This window comes from Vibrio sp. Isolate22 (genome assembly GCF_022398115.1).
GTDB lineage: Bacteria > Pseudomonadota > Gammaproteobacteria > Enterobacterales > Vibrionaceae > Vibrio.
This window is the reverse complement of record NZ_JAKEUW010000022.1, coordinates 18,267-38,530: the sequence shown is the minus strand read 5'-3', so window position 1 is coordinate 38,530 and position 20,264 is coordinate 18,267. Positions and strand designations below refer to the sequence as shown.

General features: G+C 50.7%; 27 protein-coding genes. 1 reads left to right on the top strand and 26 read right to left on the bottom strand.

Going from position 1 to position 20,264, the window contains the following annotated elements; all coding sequences use genetic code 11:
• Position 1 precedes the first annotated feature (1 nt).
• From L1D55_RS14195 to L1D55_RS14110, 18 genes are all read right to left on the bottom strand, one after another.
• Complete coding sequence (locus L1D55_RS14195; protein ID WP_239917876.1) at positions 2-2,728, bottom strand: conjugative transfer ATPase; 2,727 nt, start codon at positions 2,726-2,728, stop codon at positions 2-4.
• Positions 2,728-3,144: a TIGR03751 family conjugal transfer lipoprotein gene (locus tag L1D55_RS14190; RefSeq protein WP_239917875.1), complete on the bottom strand. Its 417-nt coding sequence runs from the start codon at positions 3,142-3,144 to the stop codon at positions 2,728-2,730. Before L1D55_RS14190 ends, L1D55_RS14195 begins: the two co-directional genes overlap by 1 nt.
• Complete coding sequence (locus tag L1D55_RS14185) at positions 3,131-4,597, bottom strand: TIGR03752 family integrating conjugative element protein (protein WP_239917874.1); 1,467 nt, start codon at positions 4,595-4,597, stop codon at positions 3,131-3,133. Before L1D55_RS14185 ends, L1D55_RS14190 begins: the two co-directional genes overlap by 14 nt.
• Before the next feature lie 2 nt (positions 4,598-4,599).
• Complete coding sequence (locus tag L1D55_RS14180; RefSeq protein ID WP_239917873.1) at positions 4,600-5,472, bottom strand: TIGR03749 family integrating conjugative element protein; 873 nt, start codon at positions 5,470-5,472, stop codon at positions 4,600-4,602.
• Entirely contained in the window at positions 5,469-6,125 is a 657-nt protein-coding gene (locus L1D55_RS14175; RefSeq protein WP_275665310.1) for a PFL_4703 family integrating conjugative element protein, read from the bottom strand. The genes L1D55_RS14180 and L1D55_RS14175 overlap by 4 nt, the downstream gene beginning before the upstream one ends.
• A 12-nt stretch (positions 6,126-6,137) precedes the next feature.
• The gene (locus tag L1D55_RS14170; RefSeq protein WP_239917871.1) at positions 6,138-6,470 is read right to left on the bottom strand and encodes a DUF3487 family protein; all 333 of its coding nucleotides are present in this window, start codon (positions 6,468-6,470) and stop codon (positions 6,138-6,140) included.
• Entirely contained in the window at positions 6,470-6,814 is a 345-nt protein-coding gene (locus L1D55_RS14165) for a TIGR03745 family integrating conjugative element membrane protein (protein ID WP_017108824.1), read from the bottom strand. Before L1D55_RS14165 ends, L1D55_RS14170 begins: the two co-directional genes overlap by 1 nt.
• The gene (locus tag L1D55_RS14160) at positions 6,811-7,053 is read right to left on the bottom strand and encodes a TIGR03758 family integrating conjugative element protein (RefSeq protein ID WP_239917870.1); all 243 of its coding nucleotides are present in this window, start codon (positions 7,051-7,053) and stop codon (positions 6,811-6,813) included. The genes L1D55_RS14165 and L1D55_RS14160 overlap by 4 nt, the downstream gene beginning before the upstream one ends.
• Positions 7,046-7,348 (bottom strand): RAQPRD family integrative conjugative element protein, encoded by a 303-nt coding sequence (locus tag L1D55_RS14155; RefSeq protein ID WP_239917869.1) that lies wholly within the window; start codon positions 7,346-7,348, stop codon positions 7,046-7,048. The genes L1D55_RS14160 and L1D55_RS14155 overlap by 8 nt, the downstream gene beginning before the upstream one ends.
• A 151-nt stretch (positions 7,349-7,499) precedes the next feature.
• Complete coding sequence (locus L1D55_RS14150; RefSeq protein ID WP_239917868.1) at positions 7,500-8,147, bottom strand: DUF4400 domain-containing protein; 648 nt, start codon at positions 8,145-8,147, stop codon at positions 7,500-7,502.
• A gap of 18 nt (positions 8,148-8,165) precedes the next feature.
• Positions 8,166-8,660 carry a hypothetical protein gene (locus tag L1D55_RS14145; RefSeq protein WP_239917867.1) on the bottom strand — a complete coding sequence of 165 codons (495 nt, stop codon included), beginning with the start codon at positions 8,658-8,660 and terminating at the stop codon, positions 8,166-8,168.
• A gap of 1 nt (position 8,661) precedes the next feature.
• Positions 8,662-10,806 carry a type IV conjugative transfer system coupling protein TraD gene (gene traD, locus L1D55_RS14140; protein WP_239917866.1) on the bottom strand — a complete coding sequence of 715 codons (2,145 nt, stop codon included), beginning with the start codon at positions 10,804-10,806 and terminating at the stop codon, positions 8,662-8,664.
• On the bottom strand, positions 10,803-10,997 hold the full coding sequence (locus tag L1D55_RS14135; protein WP_239917865.1) for a hypothetical protein: 195 nt from the start codon (positions 10,995-10,997) through the stop codon (positions 10,803-10,805). The genes traD and L1D55_RS14135 overlap by 4 nt, the downstream gene beginning before the upstream one ends.
• Complete coding sequence (locus tag L1D55_RS14130; protein WP_239917864.1) at positions 10,981-11,175, bottom strand: hypothetical protein; 195 nt, start codon at positions 11,173-11,175, stop codon at positions 10,981-10,983. Before L1D55_RS14130 ends, L1D55_RS14135 begins: the two co-directional genes overlap by 17 nt.
• 31 nt (positions 11,176-11,206) lie before the next feature.
• On the bottom strand, positions 11,207-11,599 hold the full coding sequence (locus L1D55_RS14125; protein ID WP_239917863.1) for an integrating conjugative element protein: 393 nt from the start codon (positions 11,597-11,599) through the stop codon (positions 11,207-11,209).
• A complete protein-coding gene (locus tag L1D55_RS14120) occupies positions 11,596-12,114 on the bottom strand; it encodes a hypothetical protein (RefSeq protein ID WP_239917862.1) in 519 nt (172 codons plus the stop codon). The genes L1D55_RS14125 and L1D55_RS14120 overlap by 4 nt, the downstream gene beginning before the upstream one ends.
• Positions 12,090-12,785, bottom strand: a complete 696-nt coding sequence (locus tag L1D55_RS14115; protein WP_239917861.1) for a TIGR03759 family integrating conjugative element protein — start codon at positions 12,783-12,785, stop codon at positions 12,090-12,092. The genes L1D55_RS14120 and L1D55_RS14115 overlap by 25 nt, the downstream gene beginning before the upstream one ends.
• 2 nt (positions 12,786-12,787) lie before the next feature.
• Positions 12,788-13,456 (bottom strand): hypothetical protein, encoded by a 669-nt coding sequence (locus L1D55_RS14110; protein WP_239917860.1) that lies wholly within the window; start codon positions 13,454-13,456, stop codon positions 12,788-12,790.
• Between the two features lie 217 nt (positions 13,457-13,673).
• Between L1D55_RS14110 and L1D55_RS14105 the strand changes: the two genes are divergently transcribed.
• Positions 13,674-14,255, top strand: coding sequence for a DUF2913 family protein (locus L1D55_RS14105; protein WP_239917859.1), 582 nt, complete (start codon positions 13,674-13,676; stop codon positions 14,253-14,255).
• A gap of 403 nt (positions 14,256-14,658) precedes the next feature.
• On the opposite strand, the gene L1D55_RS14100 is transcribed toward L1D55_RS14105, so the two are convergent.
• The 8 genes from L1D55_RS14100 to L1D55_RS14065 form a co-directional block, all read right to left on the bottom strand.
• The gene (locus L1D55_RS14100) at positions 14,659-15,333 is read right to left on the bottom strand and encodes a hypothetical protein (RefSeq protein WP_239917858.1); all 675 of its coding nucleotides are present in this window, start codon (positions 15,331-15,333) and stop codon (positions 14,659-14,661) included.
• Between the two features lie 961 nt (positions 15,334-16,294).
• Complete coding sequence (locus L1D55_RS14095; RefSeq protein WP_239917857.1) at positions 16,295-17,263, bottom strand: trypsin-like serine protease; 969 nt, start codon at positions 17,261-17,263, stop codon at positions 16,295-16,297.
• Positions 17,264-17,273: 10 nt separating this feature from the next.
• Positions 17,274-17,453 (bottom strand): hypothetical protein, encoded by a 180-nt coding sequence (locus L1D55_RS14090; RefSeq protein WP_137025360.1) that lies wholly within the window; start codon positions 17,451-17,453, stop codon positions 17,274-17,276.
• A gap of 131 nt (positions 17,454-17,584) precedes the next feature.
• On the bottom strand, positions 17,585-17,986 hold the full coding sequence (locus tag L1D55_RS14085; RefSeq protein WP_239917856.1) for a hypothetical protein: 402 nt from the start codon (positions 17,984-17,986) through the stop codon (positions 17,585-17,587).
• Positions 17,987-18,029: 43 nt separating this feature from the next.
• A complete protein-coding gene (locus L1D55_RS14080) occupies positions 18,030-18,989 on the bottom strand; it encodes a hypothetical protein (protein WP_239917855.1) in 960 nt (319 codons plus the stop codon).
• Positions 18,982-19,164 carry a hypothetical protein gene (locus tag L1D55_RS14075; RefSeq protein WP_239917854.1) on the bottom strand — a complete coding sequence of 61 codons (183 nt, stop codon included), beginning with the start codon at positions 19,162-19,164 and terminating at the stop codon, positions 18,982-18,984. Before L1D55_RS14075 ends, L1D55_RS14080 begins: the two co-directional genes overlap by 8 nt.
• Before the next feature lie 93 nt (positions 19,165-19,257).
• On the bottom strand, positions 19,258-19,758 hold the full coding sequence (locus L1D55_RS14070; RefSeq protein ID WP_239917853.1) for a hypothetical protein: 501 nt from the start codon (positions 19,756-19,758) through the stop codon (positions 19,258-19,260).
• Between the two features lie 9 nt (positions 19,759-19,767).
• Entirely contained in the window at positions 19,768-20,262 is a 495-nt protein-coding gene (locus L1D55_RS14065) for a hypothetical protein (RefSeq protein WP_239917852.1), read from the bottom strand.
• Between the last annotated feature and the right edge of the window lie 2 nt (positions 20,263-20,264).

Below are 20,264 nucleotides of genomic sequence, written 5' to 3'. Positions count from 1 at the left end.
CTTATTCCTCCCCCAGATAGTCAAGGCGGGCTTGTTCGATGTCTTTGGCCTTGAGCAGCGCCGCATCGAGCTCACTGATGTCGTGCAAGTCCATGAGGGTTTGGCGTTTTCTTTTCGCTGGACCATCGGTTTCGCCCAGTGCCAGGTAGAGCGCAGGCGGCACAATGCAAAAGCGCTGCATTAGGGTGTTGTCCATGCCGGTGATGACGCCTTCTTTGTATTTGTGCTTTTCCGATTGCATCGAGCGGATGAGGTTTTTCTCCGCCTCGGAGAGTTTTTTAAACGATTCAAGGTGACGGAGTTCGTCCTCTGGCATGTTGAGCATCACCCACCACTCAGCGTTGTTGAGCATCTTGCGGGCAATGGCCGGAAAATCGGCTAAATCTTGGGTTGCTAGCCAAAACCACGCGCTGAGTTTTCGCCACATCTTGACGATTTTGACCGCGTAAGGGGCGAGTAGCTCATTGGTGACAATCAGGTGGGCTTCATCGGTTAGGGTGACAATGTCACGGCCAGAGTATTGGTCGCGCTCCGCAATGCCGTTGATGCGGTTAATCAAAGAGATGTACGCGGCGGCCATTTGCGCTTCATACCCGGTTTTGGCGTAGAGGCCTAGGTCAATGATGGTCACATCCGCTTCGGGCCAGTGCTCGGCTTCTTGGTTGAAGATTTGCCCTTCTAGGCCATCACAGAAAAAGGCCATCGATTCGCTCATTAGGCGTGCGCGAGCTTGGCGGGGCTCAGGTCTGTTCGGGTCTTGACTAAAACGCTCTAGCGCGTCTTTAATGTGCTCTGGGCGCACTTGCTCGCCCGTAGGGTGGCAATGCTCTGCGGCTTCTTTAATCGCATCACGCACCATCGATGAGTCGGCGCGGCGATAATCGTCCATCTCGCGCTGCTCACCGCCGGTTATCATCAGCCTTGCCATGATTTCCAGCTCCCCTAAAATGTCCCGCGCTTCATCGTCTGGCGAATCGCTGTCATTAAGGTGTTCAATGTCTAGCGCTTTCTCATCACTGACGTGAGGCACGGCTTGGCCGACTAAGTGTTTGGCATCGGCAAACGGCGCCATCAGGCCTTTAGAGTGAGCGCTCACCTGAACGCGGTTGACCGATAACCCCAAACGTTCACAGTACTGTCCCAGCAACCCAAAACTGTTGCCGGCTTCGATGATGAATAGCCTTGGGCGATGCATCGCCAGCAGGCGTAAACACATGCCCACTAAGGTCGCGGATTTGCCTGAGCCAGAGGGCCCAAACAGATTGAGGTGCGCATTAGAGAGTTGGTCTCTCAGCGGATCGACGCCGAAGAGCTCTCCGCCTCGGTTGAAAAATTGAAAAGCTTCACTGCCGGTGCCGGTTGCGCGGCCAAATAAAGGAGAGAGCGAGAGCATGTCTTCCAGCCACACCCAGCCGCAGTACCACAGTTTGTCGTCGCGCTCGGGATGGTAGTTCATTGGCAGCCAGCGAAGGTAACTGTCCAGCGGGGACTCTTGGTCGCTGTTTTTGACAAAGCGCAATGACAGGTCGCGATTGTTGAATATTGCGCGCAGCGATTCAGTGCGTCCCTCTATTTCACTGACGCTCTCCCCTTGTACGTAGAACGCCAGTTGCCCGCGCCACAGCGGATGCTTTTCAACTAAGGTGGTGAAGCTGTCGCAGGTATCACGAATCACTTCTAACTCGGTCTCTTCCCCCACCGCCGCTTCTCGAACGGTGCGAATGCGCGCTCTGGCTTGCGCTTTACTTTGCGCGACTAAGGTCATGGCCATCATGGTGCCGGTGGGTAACTCATCGAACAGGACGTGTTGTGGGCGCTTTTCGCCTTTGTCGATGGCTTCATCTCCGATAACCTCCCCAAACACGGCGCCCGCTAAAAAGGTCTCATTGTCCCAAGTGTCGAGTTCCATCACGCGCGTGGCGATAGGTTTCTCCCCCTCAAACCACCATAAGCCGTTTTCAACGTCTGAGCGCACCCCGCTTCTTAGCAGTCGCTCGGAGAAATCTTGGTCAATAAAGCTGCGTGGTGGGCGATAACGCAGGGTTTCGCCCGCAATGCCAGAGGGATTAAAAAAGGGGCTGAGCCAAGCGTGGATACTCTCGCCTGAGCTGGCCTTGATGCTGATGCCTAAATCTTTGAATGTACTCGGGGATAACAGGCGGCGCCTTAGACTCTTTAAGGTGCGAAGGTTGTTTTTTTGCAGTGTTTCACTAGCGTCTTCGGGGAGCCAGCGATAAATAGCGAGACGAACTTGACGCTCGCGGGCGCGCCAGGGGCGACCATCCACCGCAAAGATACCTTGCTCTCGCCCTATCAGTTCGAAATGGCGGCGGTCTTCATCGAGTACCGCGCGGGTGAATTCATCATCAACGCGTGCACTGTTGAGTAATGTCTCATGGGCATCCTCAAATCGGTCGACATCACGCGCAAACAACTGCACCACCCACGGATTGTCTTCGTCAATTAAGGCGGTGAGGGTGTGAGCAACACTTGATACCACCCGCTCAAGCTGCGCTTGCGTTTTGTCTTCCGTAACCAGAGGCGTAATGTCAAAAAACAGACCCATCGAACGACCGTCTTCCAGTTGCACCAGACCTTTATCGCTGATTTCGATCCAAGGCAGTTTGGCCGCAAACGACGGCGGCACACTGTAATCAATGGCTGGCGCTTCCAACTCTTTGCCTTCGGTAAAAAAGTGGGTGACGGTATTGCGTATTTTTTTCAACATTACCAGCGCTCCTTGGGTAGATTTGCGGGACTGTCCAGGGGCGCGGCGTAATGCACGCGCTCATACAAGGGAAAGACGGTGCTGTATCCAGGCACCGGCAACGCGCCCGATTGATGCGGTAGCACGTAAAGCACCACATCGGGATTGGGCAGCCTTGGAAAAACGTTGGTCGCTTCACGCCAGCTGTCTCGGGTGTAGTCGCTTTGGCGCTGCGCCAAAGTGGTCATATCGAGCGGCATACGCAGATCGCCTTGCGTTTGGCTAAGCGAATCAGCATTGGATCCGCCGCCTGACATTTGGTTTTGCCACACTTGCTCTGAGTTGGTTTGAGGATTGGGTAAAGTGTCGTCTTGCGACGTTGAGCAGCCCAGTAATCCGAGCAGGCTCATCGCGCTGATAAGGTTACGGTAATTCATACGTCGCTCCTTGGGTTTGAGTGTCGTAACGCACGCGAACAGGGATAGCGGGGGCGCGCAGTGTGACGGGTTTACGAAGGTGAATACTGGCTTTGGTGCCGGGCGGGGTGTACACCACATCAAAGCTTGAGCCCATGCGGGCCTCAATAAACTCTGAAACGGTGCCCGTGAACGCTGCAGCAGACTCAGCGGCGGCGTTTTTCGCCGCATTGCCCGTCAACGCTGAGGTACTGGTTGAGCCATCGACCGAAATGGTCTGCTGTGAAATGGCCACGGCATTGGCCGCTGCAGAAGCGGCGTCAAGCAATCCTTTGGTGGTGAGGTATTCAGGGGCATTGGAGATACGCTCCCCGGTTAGGCATGGGTTGCCGTTGGGATCGGCCAGAAAACCCAAATCCGTGGTTTTAATCGATGAACCGTCAAACCCCGAATCTACCGTCTCAAGTTCTTCTGGGTAAGAGAGTATCGAGCCATCGGCGCGAATAAAGTCGATGGATTCGACTACGCCGCGCACACAAGACAGGCTCCAGTCGCCGGTGACCGTGCCCGTCACGATGGCCCCTTGGACATCCGGCAGGGTAAACCCACTGGCCATCAGGTTCTTACGCCCTAGAATCATCGAAAACGGATAAGGGTCGGTGACTTGGCCGTTCAAGGGAATGCGCCCCATCAGTGCGGTCATGCTGACTGCATCGGCCAACATGGTGCCGCGATGCAGGGTGTAGACTGGCATTCCGTCTTGTTGATTGGCATCAAATCGGCCCGTCTGGCTGGTAAACGCGTCATCTGCTGCGCCCAGTGCGTTTTTGACCGCTTGGGTGGCAGGGGTTATCCAGTTGCCTTCTTTGTCTTGAGTCGCATCCAGCGGCTCAGTCCAAATCCAGTTGTCTTGAGCTACGCCCTGAGCCTCAAAGGATGGGTGATAGCCGCCCGGCGCCGTGCCCACGGCCAGTCCCTGACGCCCTGAATCAATGCCAAGGTCGTCATAAGAGACGTCTATCACCTCACGCACTGGCGCTTGACGCACCTTGAGGTGGTCTCGGCTTTGACTGACTTTCTCTTCAATGGTGCTTAACGACGAATTGAGCCTTTGGGCAAGCTGACTTAATTGGGTTTCAAGGGCTTTCACTTGTTCACTGTTTTGGGCTTGCTGATTTTCAACCTGAAGCTGCGTTTGCTTTAACGCGTCCGAGAGGGCTTTCTTTTCGGCTTCACTTTTAGAATACGCGGCATTGAGCGTTCGAATGGTATCGGTTGGGCTGTCATCAAACGCCTGCAGCACTTGCGCTTGGGTGGGTGACGCCGTCACGCTGACCGGGGTTGTGTCTTCGCTGGGCTCAACGTTGGCCTCGATGTCTGACGGTTTTAAGACCGCGATGACCAGTACCGCGATAAAACCGGTCGCGCCGATAAGCGCCGCCAGTCGTATGACGGGGTTTCCTTTATTTAACATCGCTACTCCCCTCCATGGTTAGGTAAATGGCTAGGTAAACGGCTGGGTAAACGGCTGGGTAATAGGTATCCTGCCAGGGGCCCTGGCGTGACAATAAAGGCCGTCGCTTGGGCGGTGGGTGAGCCTGCGTTCCCGATTTCAGGATGGGAAAAGCTCACTGCGCAGCGCAGTGCAAAGCAGCGAGGACTGAGAGTAACGAGTCGTGGGTCGAGGGTTTCACGCTTTGATGCCTTATTGGTTAGGCTCACGGCCGTCACCACCTGCTCGCCCAATTGCCAAGCCGCGATGGGTTTGGCATTCACTTGCCACTGACTGAACGCGCTTAGGCTGATATCACGAGGCAGTCCCATCGGCGCTCGTACTACGCCAGATAAAGGCTCAATGGCGTGCGATGGACTGTAGAGATTTTGCATGGCATAGCGCACCAACAAGGCTTGCGGCGCCATTTGGGGCTCAGTAGTAGAGCCCATCTGGCGGTCATTGCCTTTTGATTTACCGCCGGGCAAAACAATATCAATCTGCGGTGGGGTAACCACGCCCGCTTTGGCGCTGACATCGAGTATTAAGCGCAATCCATCACTTAGCCGCATCACTTGAAGTCGAGTTGAATCAAAAGGCTCGGTGGCTGTGAGGTAAATTCGCCCTGCCAGTGAGGTCATGGACAGGTAAGGCGTTAAGTGCGCCGGTTGCGCGACGCGCACGTCGCTGCCCAAGGTCAAGATGGTCTCTTGCCCTGGCGTAAGTACCACTTGCAGTGGGACGCCCTGCCACTCCATGGCGCGAGGCGTACTGGCCTGAGCATGAAGGTGAGTCATCAAACTCAGCAGCAGTGTCAGCCACAGTCCCCCACGTCTTTTCATCATTGTTCGCATCATTGCTCTTTCTCCTGCGCTTCATTGAATTGAATTTCTCTTGCTGGGCCATCAAAACAATCAATGGCGAGCTTCCAAGGGTTGCGCTCGGCATCAATGTCGTAACGCACAATGCGCAGTGGCCAGCGGATAAAGTTATGTTTGACCAAGGTGCCATCCACGTACTCTTTGAGTTCTAAATCGGCTTGTACCGTCCAGCTGTCTCGGCTGTACGTGGTGACGCGCCAATCGTCAAATCCGTAACCGGGAATGGGCGCTAAACTGCGCTCTCGCCCCGACAACTCCCCTGTGCGACGTTTGTTTTGAAAGTCTTGTGTTAAGACCTTTTTGCAGCTGGGCGTTAGGTAATCGGTGTAACGATGCAGGTTCTCGCTGTATTGCTGATTGCCATCGCTGGGCCATCGGTTAATCAGTCCAAATAAATTGACGGCAAAGTCATACACATTGGGCTTAGGCACTTCCCACCACGGGCGTGATGAGCCTGAGCTTAAATCGGGCGGCGTATGCACCGTGATGTCTTGTCCGGCTTGATACCAGCCCCAAGTGGTAACCAGCGCAAGAGTGCTCATCATGGCGAGCGCGCCGCGTAGCGACCGGATGTGACTGTCTCGCCCGGCCAGTGAGGCGCGAAATCGACTTTTCGGTGGTTGACTCATGTTTTCTCCTTATCAGCCGATGCGTTTGCAGGCAAAGCGGCGCGCATCAACGTGATAGCGCTCAGGGTGAAACCAGCGTTCAAAACGTTTGCTGGCGTAATGTTGGCAATGGTGCGTTTTGATTCGGCTGAGCTTTCGCATGAGGCTTTTGGGCAGTGCAAAAGCGCCGAGCGTCCCGAGCAGCAAGGCGGTAAACAGAATGAGAGGCGCGCCAAACACCCAGTACAGCGCCAACCCCAGCAATCCCGTGAGGCTCATACACACAAGGACCAGCAGTCCCATCTCGCCCATCGACAGACCTTTATAAAACGGCGGCATGACGTTCAAGGTTGAAGCGCTGTGCATTACACGCCCTCCAAAATATCAAGGCCGTAGTTGAGTCCCCATACTGACAACAGCAAAAGCACAGCGCCAATCACGCCGTCACTGAGTAGGTCTTTTTTGGTGGCTTGTTTCTCTTTGATTTTGCTGAATACATCCCAGATGTGACCCAGGAAATAGACAAAGCAAAAGGCAATGAAGATGCCGCCCCCGTAAAGCAAGATGTCATAGGCATAGGCGTAAATGAGCTCTAAGATGTTGTCACTGCCGCCCTGAGACGGGGTGTTGTTGGTGGGGATGTCCGCCATCGCGCTCAGGCTGTGCAGCCAAGTGACGACAAAAAGAAAAAACGCTCGAAGTTGGATCATGTTGCGACTCCGTAATATAAAAACCATTGCAGGATGAGAAAGATAAACACGGCGCGAAAGACCAAGCGGCGAAACACCTCTTTGGTCACTTTTTTGTTTTTCATGCCGCGAAAGCCGCTCCAGAATACCCACAGCATCCAGAGCATCAGCAAGACACTGGTGAGTCCGGCCAACACCCATGCCAGCGTGTTGGCCTCAAACCCGGCGCCATGCTCGAAGGCTAAAAGGGGATCATTCATGAGGCGCCTGCGAAAGGTAATCGCCGCCCAGTGGCGTGATAGGTTTTGGCGCGCTGCGCTCAGGGCGTAAATAGGCATCAATGCCCGCTTGAAGGGTGCGGATATCCAGGCGCAGCGCATCGTAATCAAACTGACGTGCGACGCGATAATCGGCTTCGCGCTCAGCACGCGTAATGAGGTAATCGAGGGTACCCAGCTGCGCAGACACTAAAGCCAGCTCTCGCTGCTCGGTATCGACGTCGGCATACAGGTTAGGACTGAGCACGCTCAGACAGAATAAAAGTGGCCATTTCACGGTGTTGACTCCTAATTAGAAAGACGTCAACACGCTAGCAAAAAGGCAATAGAAAAATCTCAATTAGAATTGTCAAAATAAAGTATTTCTAATTGAGATTATTTGATTTTATTAATGTATAATTCCAAAAGCTTTTATTATTATCTTTGATTTACAGATACTTCTTGTAGCTCGCCACACTGGTGCGAACCAGTAATCCTGTCATGCCTGCCGCAGGCAACAACACTAAGGTCGGAGATAGGGGCCAAATTCCAGGAATGAACAGCCATAAATAACCGGCGCCTATCATGGTCATAGAGACGGCTCGGCGCGCGTAGTAATGAGTGGTTTCGGTTTCACGCCCGACAAAGGCGGTGCGCCGCTGACGAGAGACTAGTCCATCGAAGGCCCCGAGAAAGCTTGTCAGTAAGAACAAAGGCCAACTTAAAAAAAGCAAAGCGACACGAACAAACAGCGCAAGGGTCACATACACCACGCCGTGCCAATACACGTTTGCAAAAGCCAATACACCATCAAACTCAATACTAAGCAGTGTCTCGATGCGTTGACTCAGCGCATTCACCAGTCCCATCACCTTTGCCGCCAGATGCGGCTGATCGCTTTGCAGCAAAGTGATGTGCTCAACTAACACGGTTTTGGCGTGTTGCCCCGTCACCTGTCCCCAAAGTGGCGCGAACCATTCGATCAAGATCAACAACACCCATATCCAAAAAAGATGCCCCAAAGCCACGAAAGGCAGGCCATACCAAGGCGTCGGCTCCTCGCGCTTTACGGGTGGGTTCGGTGTTTTTTCTGCCACAAGGCCTCCTCATCGACCTTATCGGATAGACACATAGGCATCATTAAAAGGCGCAGTAGCCTTATTCGCCTTGAGCCTTACGAGTGAAGGCAGCAAAGCCGCGGCGACTTTAGCGAGGTAGGTTGGGTTGTATTGAGTGACACTACGAAGCCCAGCTAATACGTCATCCGCAACGGGGTGCGAAGAAAAATACATTTCAAGGGCGATCATGCGAGCACTGCGCCCTTGCAGGTAATGTGGGGTATTCGCTTCAGTGATGTGACTTTCTAAAGCCGCCACCCATTTTGGCGCTTGTGGGTGATAAGAAGGCAGCTTTTTCATGCTGTAATCGACATACAACTCATCAATGGCGGTGATGTAACGTAGGATTGTCGTCACTTCGGGCTTTTTACCAAGCGCGTCCAGCGCCTTGGTGATGAGGCTCATAAATTGCAAAGAAAAGGCTTGAAACGTCTCCTTGGCGATAGGGTTAGTGTTTTGATAGGCTTCTCTATTCATCGGATTGACTTTCATTTCATGACTCCTGTGATTGTTCTTCATCGAGCCCAAGGTAGGCATTATTCATCCAGCTGTTGAACTGCTCGGTGTCGTGCAGCCAATCGTGCGTACTTTTGACCGATTGGCTTTTTTGGAGCATCCCATCGACTAAGGCTTGAATATTGTCGGGCAGTTCGAGGTCGCCTTCATTGCCTGGTAATGGAAAGCGAAGCTTCCAAATCTTGGCGCCTTCGAGCTCAGCGTAGGCTTGGCCAATGGGTAAATTAGTGATGTCGTTATCGCTGACCAGCAGCACCTCTTTATTTTGCAGGGTGTCTTTATTGCTTGAGTGAAAACCGGTCTGACTGCCCGGTGCATCATTGGCGCCGGTGTCTGGCACAATGTCTTTGATGGTGACGGTTGCCATGCGTGAAGTGAGAATTTGCGCGGTCTTTTGCTCGCGAACCCGAAGGCATATCAAGCTGTTGAAGTTACCTTTGGTTTGCGCCGCTTTTGCGGGTGAGCCAAGGCGCGCTTCAATATCCGATTCGGTTTGCGTGTAGGCGGTGACCACAAATTTAGCCCCGCGCGCTTTGTTGAGGATAGGAATGAACTCATCACCAATCAGCTCATTAAATTCATCGGCGTGTATCATGATGTTGCGCGGCTTGACCTTGGCAAAGCCCGGCGCGTTACCAAACTTATAAATCTCCCCCGCCAGAGAGCACAGGTCGGCAAACATTGAGTTACCGAAGGCGGCGGCCACCGTGGTATCAGAAAGCGCATCCAGCCCCACGTACACCACGCCCCCTTGCATAATGACCTCGCGCCAATCGATGATGGGCCGTTCATCGGCGGGCGTATGCACCGGTGAGATGATTTCAGCGGTCTTACCGGTGCCGAGCTTTTCGAGCAAGGGCAGTAAGGAGGCCACAATTTTATCAAAGTAGGTTTTGTCGTATTGAATGGCGCTTCGAAGTCCGGCCAGCACATCGTCTGCAGCGGGGTGCGCGCCAAAATACATTTCAAGGGCGACCACACGTGCGCTTCGCCCCTGCAGGTGACGCGGCGTGTTTTTCTCGTTGACGTTACTCTCAAGCGCAGTCACCAATTCCGCCGCTTTTGGGTGGTAAGAAGGGAGCTTTTTCACGCAGTAATCGACATACAGCTCATCAATGGCGGTCACGTAGCGCTGAATAGCCGCCATATCCGGTTTTTTGCCGAGCGCGTCCAAGGCTCTGGCGATGATATTGACAAATCGCCACGCAAACTGTTTGAACGCGGCGCTGTTGCCGCCGCCGTCAAGCTGGCCAGAAACGCGGGTCGCGACTTCCGTAATGCGGCCAAAGCGCCCGACCGGTGAGTAGCGCCCACTTTGGTCCGAATACCCTAAGTGCAAGATATAAAACTCATCGAGGCGCCCCGCTCGTAGGCATTCGATGTACATGCGAAGCAGCATGTCGGCGTCCCCTTTAGGGTCAAACATCAACACCACATCGCCACGGCGGATATCTTGCGTCACCAAAAGCTCAGCCAGACGTGTCTTGCCTACCCCTGTGGTGCCAAGCACTAAGGTGTGCCCCGCTCTCGCGCTGCTTGGCAATAAACAATCGACCTCTTCATCAAGGCCGATGCCGTGCATTCGAGAGTCGCCCCCCACCGGGGGTAAAGGTTTCACCGGGTTGATGGCACTAAGAAAAGTATTAATGATGCCCCAGACTTTACCGGCTCTGGCTATCACACGTTTCCCAGACCAAAAGCGCTCTATCCACTTTCCTTCGTACTTGGCTTCCATGGTGCGCGCAAAGCGGTAGAGTTTAGACGGCGTGACGTAGCGCTCTGCCCAGATTTGACGTGTATCATAAAGACGCTGAGCGTGGCGAGGTAGGACTAGAAAGCCTTTCCCGAGAAAGAGTTTGTTTTGATACACCGGCATGTCATCGGAGTTCATCGCCCAATAAGGCATACGAAGCAGTCGCTTGCGATACCCAAGTACGGAGAGCCCTTGTTTAAGGCGAATAAGCGCACACAGGCCAAGGCAAAACCCGAGCGGGGGCGCGAAAACGGGGGCCAGCATGAACACTTGTGGGGCGATGACCACCACAATAGCGGCCATGCTAAACATAGCTGCGCTCAGCAGTTCATCAGCAGGGCGAAGCAGGCCTTCGGCGTAACCACTCATTGTAAGGTCTCATCATCTAGCGTTACTCCCCACTCTCGCTGCCAGGCGCAGCGCTCTTCGAGGATTTCAATGCGGCGCTTGACTTGATGCGCCGCTTTGTCTTTATTACTTCTCTTTTTAGCCGGCGGCAGCTCAAGGCGCTTTGGAGGTAAGCAGCGCTGTGCAAAAGGGTTGTCACTGTTGATGCTCATCACTGTCTCCTTGATATTTTAATAGCATCATTAAGGCGTGCTCAGGGCTCACGTTGTGCGTCTGGCTCTGCTGGGCGAGCGCCAGAATCACTGGCGCTAATGCTTGATTCGCTATCACTTGACGAGTGGTTGCAATCGCATGTTGAATATCTGCATAAGATAAAGCGTGGGTCGGCATAGGCGCTGTCCTCATTAAAAGTCATGAATTATTATTGTTTGAGCTCACCGCGCTCGATGAGTACCGGGTAGTGACGAAGACCAAAAGCGGCGGCGAAATCACGGCCTGCCACGGGGTAGAGCGTTAAGTCATAGTGCTTAAATCGTTGCCACCCAGCCTTCGTCTGCACATTGACGACCATCCCCATGGCGCCAATGCTCGCTAGATAGTCCCGTTTAGCACTGAGCCAGCGATGGGATAAAGCGTCATCCCCAACGATAAACAGAGGTGTGCTCACGCTTTGATTGAGCGAGCGTCGTTCCACCTTGCCAGGGGTTAACTGCGGCGTATTCACCGGCACCATCCCTTGCAATAAATCCGCGGCCGACAAGGCATGACTGCTGAGCAGAAAGAGTAGAGTGATGAGTGTTAATCGGCGATTCATGACGATGGACTCCATTGTTGTAAGTGACGGGCAAAGGTAGCCTCATAACGCCGAGCAGGCTCGCCCCCGCCTGGTCTGTGAAAATACCCAGCCGCTTTTACCCAACTGCCGTGTTTGCGCATGCCTTCGTTGAGTAAGACGGCGGCGTGATTGAGATTCACCGTAGGGTCGAAGACCTCACACGGGCGGCTAAAGTGGTCTTTTTGCCAGCGCCAGTTATGTTGCGTGAGGCCAATATCCACCATCTGTGTGTGTTTCAAAAAGCCATGCAGCGCCTGGCAAGCTTCAGGGTACGTCGCATAGAAATAGGATTGACCTTTGACATTAAGCGTCCAAGGCCAAGGGCGAACTGCGCCGCTTTGCAGCTGGGTTTTGCTTTCACCGAGCGCCAAGGAGTACAGCACGCTCGCAGGAATACCGTGCTGAGCGGCGACCTTCTGATACAACGGCGGAATGGCCGCCTGAGCGCCAAAACACCACAAGCTCATCATTAAGGCAACGCCACGACTGACCATTGACCTCCCCCTTGCTCTGAAATGGCCACAGGAACAGGTTTGCCTTTAGCCAGGGTCATCCATAAGGCGCGCGTGTCGTGATTTAACGTTATCCACTGTTTCTCGACATCACCGTGGCGCACCCCGGCGACCGAGGCCCACGCTTGCAACGCTTTGTCATCACCTCCGAGCATGTATACGTCCACGGCCACACCATGAGAGCGCCATTGCTTAAGTGCATCGACGCAGGTGTCGCACTTGGCGCGAACAAACAGGGCGACGCGCTCTGGCAATCGTGGCCCTATCGGCTTCAAGTTAGGATAGAGCCGCGCCCACGCTGCGCGATACGCCACATCCAGCGCTAACAAGCCATCGGTGCGTTGTTTATCAAACGCCACCAAACGCTCAGCCAAACGCGCCCGCTCTGCTTCACTGCGCGCAAACTGAGCTAAGACTTCTAGGGGACTCGCCTCTTGCATGTCATAGGTGAGTGGACTTTGCATTAATTGCTCATAGCGCGCCCAGTCCGCTTGGCTCAGTTGCCAGTATTGAGCGTCTTGCGAGACGCTCAGCGAGCGGGATTGGTTATGTTCAATGTTGGTTTGTGAGACCTGATTACGCTCAAGCTCTGTGGCCCCTACCCAGAAAATCGGTAGTAAGGCGCACATTGCCCATAAAATGGGAATCTTCATCTTTATCCCTCCCCGACCGTTAACGTTGTACGTTGGCCTTTATAAAGCGCCTCGATGTGCTGATCGTTGACGGCGGTGATTTTCCAGCCGAGATAATGCTGACCGGCTTGAAGGGCGGATAACTCTGCCAGTGTGCTGGCGCCGGGCTTACCGACAATCGCCAGTTGGATATGGCCCCGCGTTTGCACATCAAATAAGACAAAAGGCGCGGTAATGGTCGGTATTTTTACTGTGGGCTTAACGACAGGTTTGGCTCGTACGGGGGGCGCATGTTTTGTTGTGGATTGACGAGAGAGGCGTTGAAGTTTTGTTTCCAATACTTCTAGCTTTTTGCTGTCTAAGCCCAATTCATCCAAACGAGCGCCTTGATTGGATTGCGTGTTCATGAGCTCGGTGATTTCACCCTGTTGCTCATCGATGCGCTGGGTTAACCCATCAAGCGCGAATTGCAATGAGTTCAGCGCCTCAATGCGCGCTTGACGCTCCTTGTCGCGGCTTTCATTCATCGCCAACACCAAACTTTGATGCAGTGCGTCCAATCGCGAGTCAAAGCTCTCCTGTTGAACCGGTGAGAAAACCTGCTGATAGGCGAACAGGCAAGCGGCGCTTAAAATAAGGCTCCACAGGCTAAACAGTAGCCCTCTAAGTAACGTTTTGAGAGTGAATTTCACACCTCGCTCCTACGGTTGTCAGTGATGGGACGACCGTAGCAAAAACACCTTAGAAAAATCTCGATTAGAATTACCAAAATAAAGAAATTCTAATTGAGATTATTTAAATAAAATATGCTACCCTGCGCGGCTTTTAAAATATACAGAACACCTATCTTCTATTATGCTCGCCCTTTTCTGGTAAACTCTTGTTTTAATTGAACAGATAAATGACTGTATGAGCCGAAACCTGAAACACTATCAAGCCCTTGACGCACTCGCGACCCACGCGCTGCTTGCCCTCTATTGCACCATGAGCAAGCAAGGCGGGTTCTGGACCGTGAAAAGAAGAAATGAACGACTCGTGAAATTCATCAAACCAAAAGTCAAACAGCCTCAGTTCTCAACGTGTAAACCTGAAATCAAAACCATGCTCAGCATTGGCCGCAGTCCAACGGGCAACTTAGAGCGCAAGCTTTGGGATGTGAACCGTCTAAATCTTGAGTACCAGGCTAAATTTTCACAAGCGGATGAACTCTACATCATGCTGAGTAGTCTATTTGAACAGCATCAATTCCCATCGATGCTGGAAGACTCAGAAAAAGGCATTGAAATGGATACGCTCTATATGAAAGAGAAAGGCATTGAGAATGGGTTTGATGAAGACAATAACCAAATCAAGCCGCTAGCGATGACGGTGAAAACTCATCGATTAAAAGCGCTTATTGAAGCGGTGCAAGCTAACGGCATTTACCGCGTGGAAGTCGACCATGTGGATGAACATGAAGTGATTCATCTTTTGTTGCATCGAAAGGGGTAAGCGTTGTGGGTTGAGATCGACTAGGGCTTAGTTTTGCCTTGGGTGTATTGGTGCGGGACCAAATGTCCGTCTTTTACCTTAATCGAAAGCTTGTTCATTTTACAGCGAACTCCAAAAGCCGCGCAGTTAAGTAAATCCTCAAGGGAGTGTGCTTTTTCAATACGTAATTTGGGTTTACGCATGAATCGTTTGAAATTGGCTTTGACTAGGCTAGGTTTGGTCGTAGGCATAAAGGTGAGGTTATTAACAGTGGATGGTGCACATAATAAACGAATCTATCTGATCATGCAGCTCCTGACCATTTTTAACAGGACTCTATGCCGTCCTACGGGCTGCGCCCTACCTGCACAGCAGTCAGAAAAGAAAATACTTCGCACTTCCTTTCCTGACCGCTCGATATTGTTTAATAACGCAAGGTAGAGCTCGACGACGAAACTTGAATGATTAACTCAACTTCAATCGCGGTAAGGATTTGTTCCATTAGTGTCTTTTTGATATCAACATACTCTGAGCGCTCTTTAGACAATTCAGCCATGATATTAGGCATGAATCCATCAACCAGTACGACCTTTCCTATCACGCCGAAGTTATCGTGTAAAAACATCATGCAATGTCCACGATGATCATAGCTGACTCTAGCATTGACTCCATCGGGAAGGACATCCTTGGAGAGTTGAGGAAATTGAGTGATAAAGGTGTTTTGTTGTCGGTTCCCCAACGATTCAAGCCCTTGAAGGTTCATTCCCGTACGACCGATAGAGCTGATCACGGCTTGGGAACCTAGATACTCCCCAGAGTCAATCTCAATCGTTCGCCTGTCCATCACATCCATCAGCAACTTAGCAATCTCATTAGCATCAGAGAAAAGGTTCTTTTTCTCTTCCAGAATGAAATGTCGGCCCAGCCCTGGCGATAGCATCACTTCAAAGTCGCCATCCACCAATAGATTGCCGTCCATGATGGTTTCCCCGCAACATTGGTCTTTATAGCGCAAGAGCGTTTCAGAGCAGGCGTGTACGATAGGTTTGAGTTTTAGCTCGGTCTCCGGGTATAAATCCTCCGCAATCGACTCATTCATGACAAAATTGATCCCTCTACGATGAAGAACAAACCGAAAAAGAAACAGGGAAATGTCATGACCAGCCAAGTTTTTCATATTGATATCACCTCTTTAGACACCATCGACTCTAGGCAACGTTAAATGTATTCGACATTGCCTTGATAAATCGGAATGCATAAGAATAGTTTCACGCTGGATGTACTTGTAATAACACAATACCAGAAACTCTAGCGGTGAACGCCAATAAGAATGATAAGAAGCCTCGATACTCACAGGGAGTGGCTTTAATTGTTCAATGTTAAAGAATGAGCCGTGCTTACTCAGTAGAGGTGACGTTAGTATTAATGATTGCCCACTGTATTTTGGGAGCAGTTCAATCAACAGTTCGAGCTCTTGGTACGTATCTCTTGTAAAAGGATAGATCGCCGTTGAAAGGTGAACATGGTATTGGTTTTTCTTTAAGGACGGGGTTAGCTTGAGTAAGGTGAGTTCATTCAAAGCGATCCTTACACTGTACCCAAAACCTATCCACGTAGTGAAAAGAAGAACACCGCCATGGAGGAATAAGGGGAGATGAAGCGGCATCAACCAGACCGTGACGACCATTAAAACGACGACACCTTTGATCCCCCTAATCAAATTTATCTTTGCGGAAGGGGCATGAGAGAAGGTTAATAATCTATGTAGGAAAATGAAAAGTAAAAGTGTGTTGATAAAAAGTATCACAAGATTATCCAATAAGGTTCATTTTGACGGCAATAAGCCCCGCTTGTTGGGGCAAGATGAAGCCGACAATTGAACAGAGTGAAAGCGTCAGGCTTTTGCATCCCACCGCGCCCCCTCGTGGTACAACAAATACCCTCGATGATGCGTTTTTCTTAATAGCCGTATGGCTTGACGATACGTGGTGCGTATCACGCGCCAATCATTACCATCGAGCATTTCCAACACCACAGGGTCGTTGATTTTATAGTCCATATCAGACCTGTCTCTTTCTTAAACGACCTAATGCAGCCAATCCTAGTAGAGATAAAAAGCCGAGAGAACCACCGCTGCCACCAGAACTTGGTGTCGTTGTCGGAGGTGGAACAGGCGTCGGTGCCACAGGGTTGATATCAATCACTTCATTGGTGGTTAGATGCAGTTGACCAGAGCCGCTCACATCGAGCTCATACGTACAGGTATCGAAAGCATCAATCGCAGGCAAGGTTTGGCATGTACCGCCAGTTATCGCTACATCTCCAACTACGTAAGCGGCATCCACCACCGGGTTTTGGTGTAAAGACTGAACCTTAATCGTTTGAGTCCCCGTTCCTTTGATCACGGTTGGGTAGTGCCAGCCGTCCACCGTATCTAAGATGAAATCTTTTGAGTAGAAAAGATCAGGTATAGATTGTCCGCCATAAGTAACGCCTATCACTTCGTTACTTGCATTAAACCATGCGCTACCGCTGTCGCCGGATTCAGTTTCAGAGCCTCCAATAGCATATTTATGATAAAGATGATCGATCGATGGATCGCTAACATTACTGACAGTAAAGTCACCGCGTTTGAGTTCTGTGAGACTACCTGCGAACCCGTAAGAATGAACGGCATCGCCTACGCTAGCCGTAGCCTGATTCAAGTCAGCGAAAAAATGGATGTTTTGTGTTGCCTGTTTATCAATATCCAGGATGGAAACATCGTAATTTCTAAAACCTGTGTAGTTTGGGTGATCAACCTTTGACTTCACGGCAAGATAACTACCGTCGTATATAACAACTACGTTATTAGTAATTCCACAATGTGCAGCAGTTAGAATCTTATCACCACCCACAATCAAGCCCGTGCAATTACCGCTGACATAATCATCAAAATCATGCTTCCAATCAACAACGGTTCCGTTTGTAATAGCAAAACATGAGCTTGATAGTGCGCTCAATCCTAGCGCAAGTAGTGTTTTTTTCATATCCATATACCTAGTGTTTTTCGTTGTAGAATCGAGAAATCTCTAAAATAGACATTCTCTGTTTTCTATTGTTTGTCACGCCTGTTTTTTGCGTAGCTTTCTCGATAGCAGTAAGTACGACTTTTGCTTCACTTTCACTCAGGTACATCTGAGGAATTAGAACTTTACCTTTTCTATAATCGTTTGACATTATTAACAATTAACCTTATCAAGCCCATTTTATATCGGTAAAAATACAATAACAAACAACTAGCGGTTAGTCAATACCACTAGTTGTTTGTGCTTCATTTTAATTAGCATCAAGCTAAGTTTCGTACAAGTCTATTGCACTTCCCAGCAGGTCGCTTTAGCTGAAACAGCGCATCCGCCACAACTAGCACGTCCAGAAGTCAACTTCCAGTACCCTCCAGACTGATAGACATGTGCATCTGTACCTTTTAGACCCCTACCATAAAAGCCACTCACTTTACTTAATGCGCATACCCATCCATTTGTCGGCTTTAGGGTTTTGGTGATAATGGACGTGGACTCTGAACCGGATGAGAATTCCACCACTTGAACTGAACCTGAGCCAGATTGTGGCGGCTCTAGTCCGTCATACAAATCCTTTTCATATTCCGCGCGGTTTTGCTTTACACTCTCGTAATAGTCCGCTTCACTCGCATAACCATCTTCCAGTGTGACCTTTGCAAGTGTTGTGTGGCTTACAATTGCGCCACTCATAAGCGTAATCATTAACATAACTTTTTTCATTGTGATTCTCCGATTAAATACATTGGACTAAAGCCGTTGCTTTACCAAAATGTGTAGCTTCCATTTTTTTTGTTTTTGTATTCTTTGCTGTAGTATCAACCCCGATAGTCCAATAATTGCTATTTTCATTCAGGATGTATGACTTAAACTTGGCTAGGCTCTCATAGTGAGCTGGAGTTTCAATGTCTCCAATATTCAATATCAATTTAGGCGATAAACCTTTACTGCACGCTGGCTTTCTTACCGTCTGACCATGCGACACCGCTTCAATCGTCACCAATCGTTTTGATACGGATATCTGACTACCGTCAGAGGCGGCAATTAAGTAGTCTTTCGCATTGGTAATACCGTGCGCTCCGCCCACATCCCAATCGTCTGTTAATGTGGCGCTCCCATCGCGCATGACAATGTTTTCGTACATCAGTGCTAACGTCGCTTGACGCAAGGTAATGTGGATATCACTACCCGCTCGCTTTGCTCCTGGAATGTCAATCAACACATTTGAGTAACGTGTCCACTCTTTCGGATCGGAAGCCAGTTCAGAAAGAGGAATGCGAATGACTAAATGCTCGTTAAATGCCGGTATGTGCGTAAGGTCGGTGTAAAAGTAAGTACTCAGACGCGACGGACTCCACGGCACGTAATCTGGTAACTTACATTCACCATTGAGTTCTTGGTCAATCGTGCAACTACCCCAGTATTGTTCGGGGTAGTCGTTCATGAGGTTATCCAACGTTGCTGGCCAACTCGCTTGACTGGTCGAATCGACCCCTTCTTCAGTGATCTTGTAGTATTGATATTGATGGATACGTTCTATCAATCCTCTTATGTGCTCACCGTAAGCTTTCGCTTTCTTGTCAGTTTGGTAGTCGTTATAAAATGGTAAGGCTGCTATAAAAATAATCAGACTGAGTACGAGCGTAAGGATGAACTCGACGAGTCCCACGCCACGCTGCTTGAAGGCACTATTCATCAGCGAAGCTCTCCGTCGTAATGGCAGGTACTACGGTTATTGCATCAATATAGGATGGAGACATTACAGCGGGTGGCTGTTCAGTAATGAGATTGATGAACAATTTCTGATTCATGCCTACACTCACACCGGTCAGTAGACCGATCCCCCAACCTAACAAAAAATACAGTTCCATTTTGGTCTTTTGGTTCATTATTGGCCCCGTTTTAAATAAGAGCGTTTTCATTTTATTGTTCATCATTCATTCCTTTATTCGGCAAGCCTATGTTTACCAAGCAAAACACGCTGTAGTTGGGTCAAACTCCATGCGCGATACATCGGTTGGTCCTTTAACGACTCCAAATATCTTTAAAGTTCGACCTTGAAATTGCCAGCTACCTATCACAGTTTGAGCCAGTTCGTTAAGGCGAGTTGCCTCCTGACTGGAGTGCGCTGTCAACGTGAGGTGCTTACCTATCACGCGGCCGCTGTTACGGCTCGCCTGATAGGCAATATCGAGCGTCCAAGGACTGTTATCTCGGATGCTCGTCTCCAACCACCCCTCACTGACCAGCGTATTGATGTTGTCGTCAATCGGTACGTGCAGACAGCCAGTGCGTTCGGTTTCGCTGCGTATCTGCTCATCCATCGCTTGCATGACCGCCGATGTTGTTCGCTCAAATAACGCTTTTTCTCTCGCGCCTTGGTAAGCCAGCAATAACCCAGTGACGACGCCTAACATGGCCAAGGTGCGCAGCGTACTGGCTAGCGTGAGGGAGGTAAGATTCATGCCGACTCCTTACAGTGTCACTGTGATGGTATTGCCAGAGACGGCTAAGGTCGCGCAGCTGGCAGCGCTGTTACAGTTACCGGCACTCAATTTGGCCAGCGTATCGGCCAAATCATCGATGTACTGCGTATCAATGTTGGTGATGCCCACCTTCACGCGCTGCATGTTCGCGCTATCGACCGTCAAGGTGTAATCGCCGCCATATTCATTGGTGCCAACGCCATCACGCGTATCACCACAAATTGTCGAGCTCACCGAGTTACGCCCGGTACTGCATACTTTGCTCATTGAAGTACCCGTGTGATTGACGCTTTTGACTTTCTCCGCACCGGCTTTGATTTGCGTCACTGCCGAGATGGTATTGGCTTGCGCCGACCAAGCGGTTGCCATGTTGTAGAGTTTGACGATGCCAAGAAAGAGAAAAACGGCCAGGATGAGGTACATGATGAAATCAATCAGGCTGATACCACGTTGTTGGTTTGGGTTTGAACGAATGCGTTTCATGT

What these genes read in the sequence shown, in the direction of transcription:
- L1D55_RS14195 (WP_239917876.1), bottom strand. Translation starts at nt 2,728, where the DNA reads ATGTTGAAAAAAATACGCAATACCGTCACCCACTTTTTTACCGAAGGC.
- L1D55_RS14190 (WP_239917875.1), bottom strand. Translation starts at nt 3,144, where the DNA reads ATGAATTACCGTAACCTTATCAGCGCGATGAGCCTGCTCGGATTACTG.
- L1D55_RS14185 (WP_239917874.1), bottom strand. Translation starts at nt 4,597, where the DNA reads ATGTTAAATAAAGGAAACCCCGTCATACGACTGGCGGCGCTTATCGGC.
- L1D55_RS14180 (WP_239917873.1), bottom strand. Translation starts at nt 5,472, where the DNA reads ATGATGCGAACAATGATGAAAAGACGTGGGGGACTGTGGCTGACACTG.
- L1D55_RS14175 (WP_275665310.1), bottom strand. Translation starts at nt 6,125, where the DNA reads ATGAGTCAACCACCGAAAAGTCGATTTCGCGCCTCACTGGCCGGGCGA.
- L1D55_RS14170 (WP_239917871.1), bottom strand. Translation starts at nt 6,470, where the DNA reads ATGCACAGCGCTTCAACCTTGAACGTCATGCCGCCGTTTTATAAAGGT.
- L1D55_RS14165 (WP_017108824.1), bottom strand. Translation starts at nt 6,814, where the DNA reads ATGATCCAACTTCGAGCGTTTTTTCTTTTTGTCGTCACTTGGCTGCAC.
- L1D55_RS14160 (WP_239917870.1), bottom strand. Translation starts at nt 7,053, where the DNA reads ATGAATGATCCCCTTTTAGCCTTCGAGCATGGCGCCGGGTTTGAGGCC.
- L1D55_RS14145 (WP_239917867.1), bottom strand. Translation starts at nt 8,660, where the DNA reads ATGAAAGTCAATCCGATGAATAGAGAAGCCTATCAAAACACTAACCCT.
- traD (WP_239917866.1), bottom strand. Translation starts at nt 10,806, where the DNA reads ATGAGTGGTTACGCCGAAGGCCTGCTTCGCCCTGCTGATGAACTGCTG.
- L1D55_RS14135 (WP_239917865.1), bottom strand. Translation starts at nt 10,997, where the DNA reads ATGAGCATCAACAGTGACAACCCTTTTGCACAGCGCTGCTTACCTCCA.
- L1D55_RS14130 (WP_239917864.1), bottom strand. Translation starts at nt 11,175, where the DNA reads ATGCCGACCCACGCTTTATCTTATGCAGATATTCAACATGCGATTGCA.
- L1D55_RS14125 (WP_239917863.1), bottom strand. Translation starts at nt 11,599, where the DNA reads ATGAATCGCCGATTAACACTCATCACTCTACTCTTTCTGCTCAGCAGT.
- L1D55_RS14120 (WP_239917862.1), bottom strand. Translation starts at nt 12,114, where the DNA reads ATGGTCAGTCGTGGCGTTGCCTTAATGATGAGCTTGTGGTGTTTTGGC.
- L1D55_RS14115 (WP_239917861.1), bottom strand. Translation starts at nt 12,785, where the DNA reads ATGAAGATTCCCATTTTATGGGCAATGTGCGCCTTACTACCGATTTTC.
- L1D55_RS14105 (WP_239917859.1), top strand. Translation starts at nt 13,674, where the DNA reads ATGAGCCGAAACCTGAAACACTATCAAGCCCTTGACGCACTCGCGACC.
- L1D55_RS14100 (WP_239917858.1), bottom strand. Translation starts at nt 15,333, where the DNA reads ATGAATGAGTCGATTGCGGAGGATTTATACCCGGAGACCGAGCTAAAA.
- L1D55_RS14095 (WP_239917857.1), bottom strand. Translation starts at nt 17,263, where the DNA reads ATGAAAAAAACACTACTTGCGCTAGGATTGAGCGCACTATCAAGCTCA.
- L1D55_RS14090 (WP_137025360.1), bottom strand. Translation starts at nt 17,453, where the DNA reads ATGTCAAACGATTATAGAAAAGGTAAAGTTCTAATTCCTCAGATGTAC.
- L1D55_RS14085 (WP_239917856.1), bottom strand. Translation starts at nt 17,986, where the DNA reads ATGAGTGGCGCAATTGTAAGCCACACAACACTTGCAAAGGTCACACTG.
- L1D55_RS14080 (WP_239917855.1), bottom strand. Translation starts at nt 18,989, where the DNA reads ATGAATAGTGCCTTCAAGCAGCGTGGCGTGGGACTCGTCGAGTTCATC.
- L1D55_RS14075 (WP_239917854.1), bottom strand. Translation starts at nt 19,164, where the DNA reads ATGGAACTGTATTTTTTGTTAGGTTGGGGGATCGGTCTACTGACCGGT.
- L1D55_RS14070 (WP_239917853.1), bottom strand. Translation starts at nt 19,758, where the DNA reads ATGAATCTTACCTCCCTCACGCTAGCCAGTACGCTGCGCACCTTGGCC.
- L1D55_RS14065 (WP_239917852.1), bottom strand. Translation starts at nt 20,262, where the DNA reads ATGAAACGCATTCGTTCAAACCCAAACCAACAACGTGGTATCAGCCTG.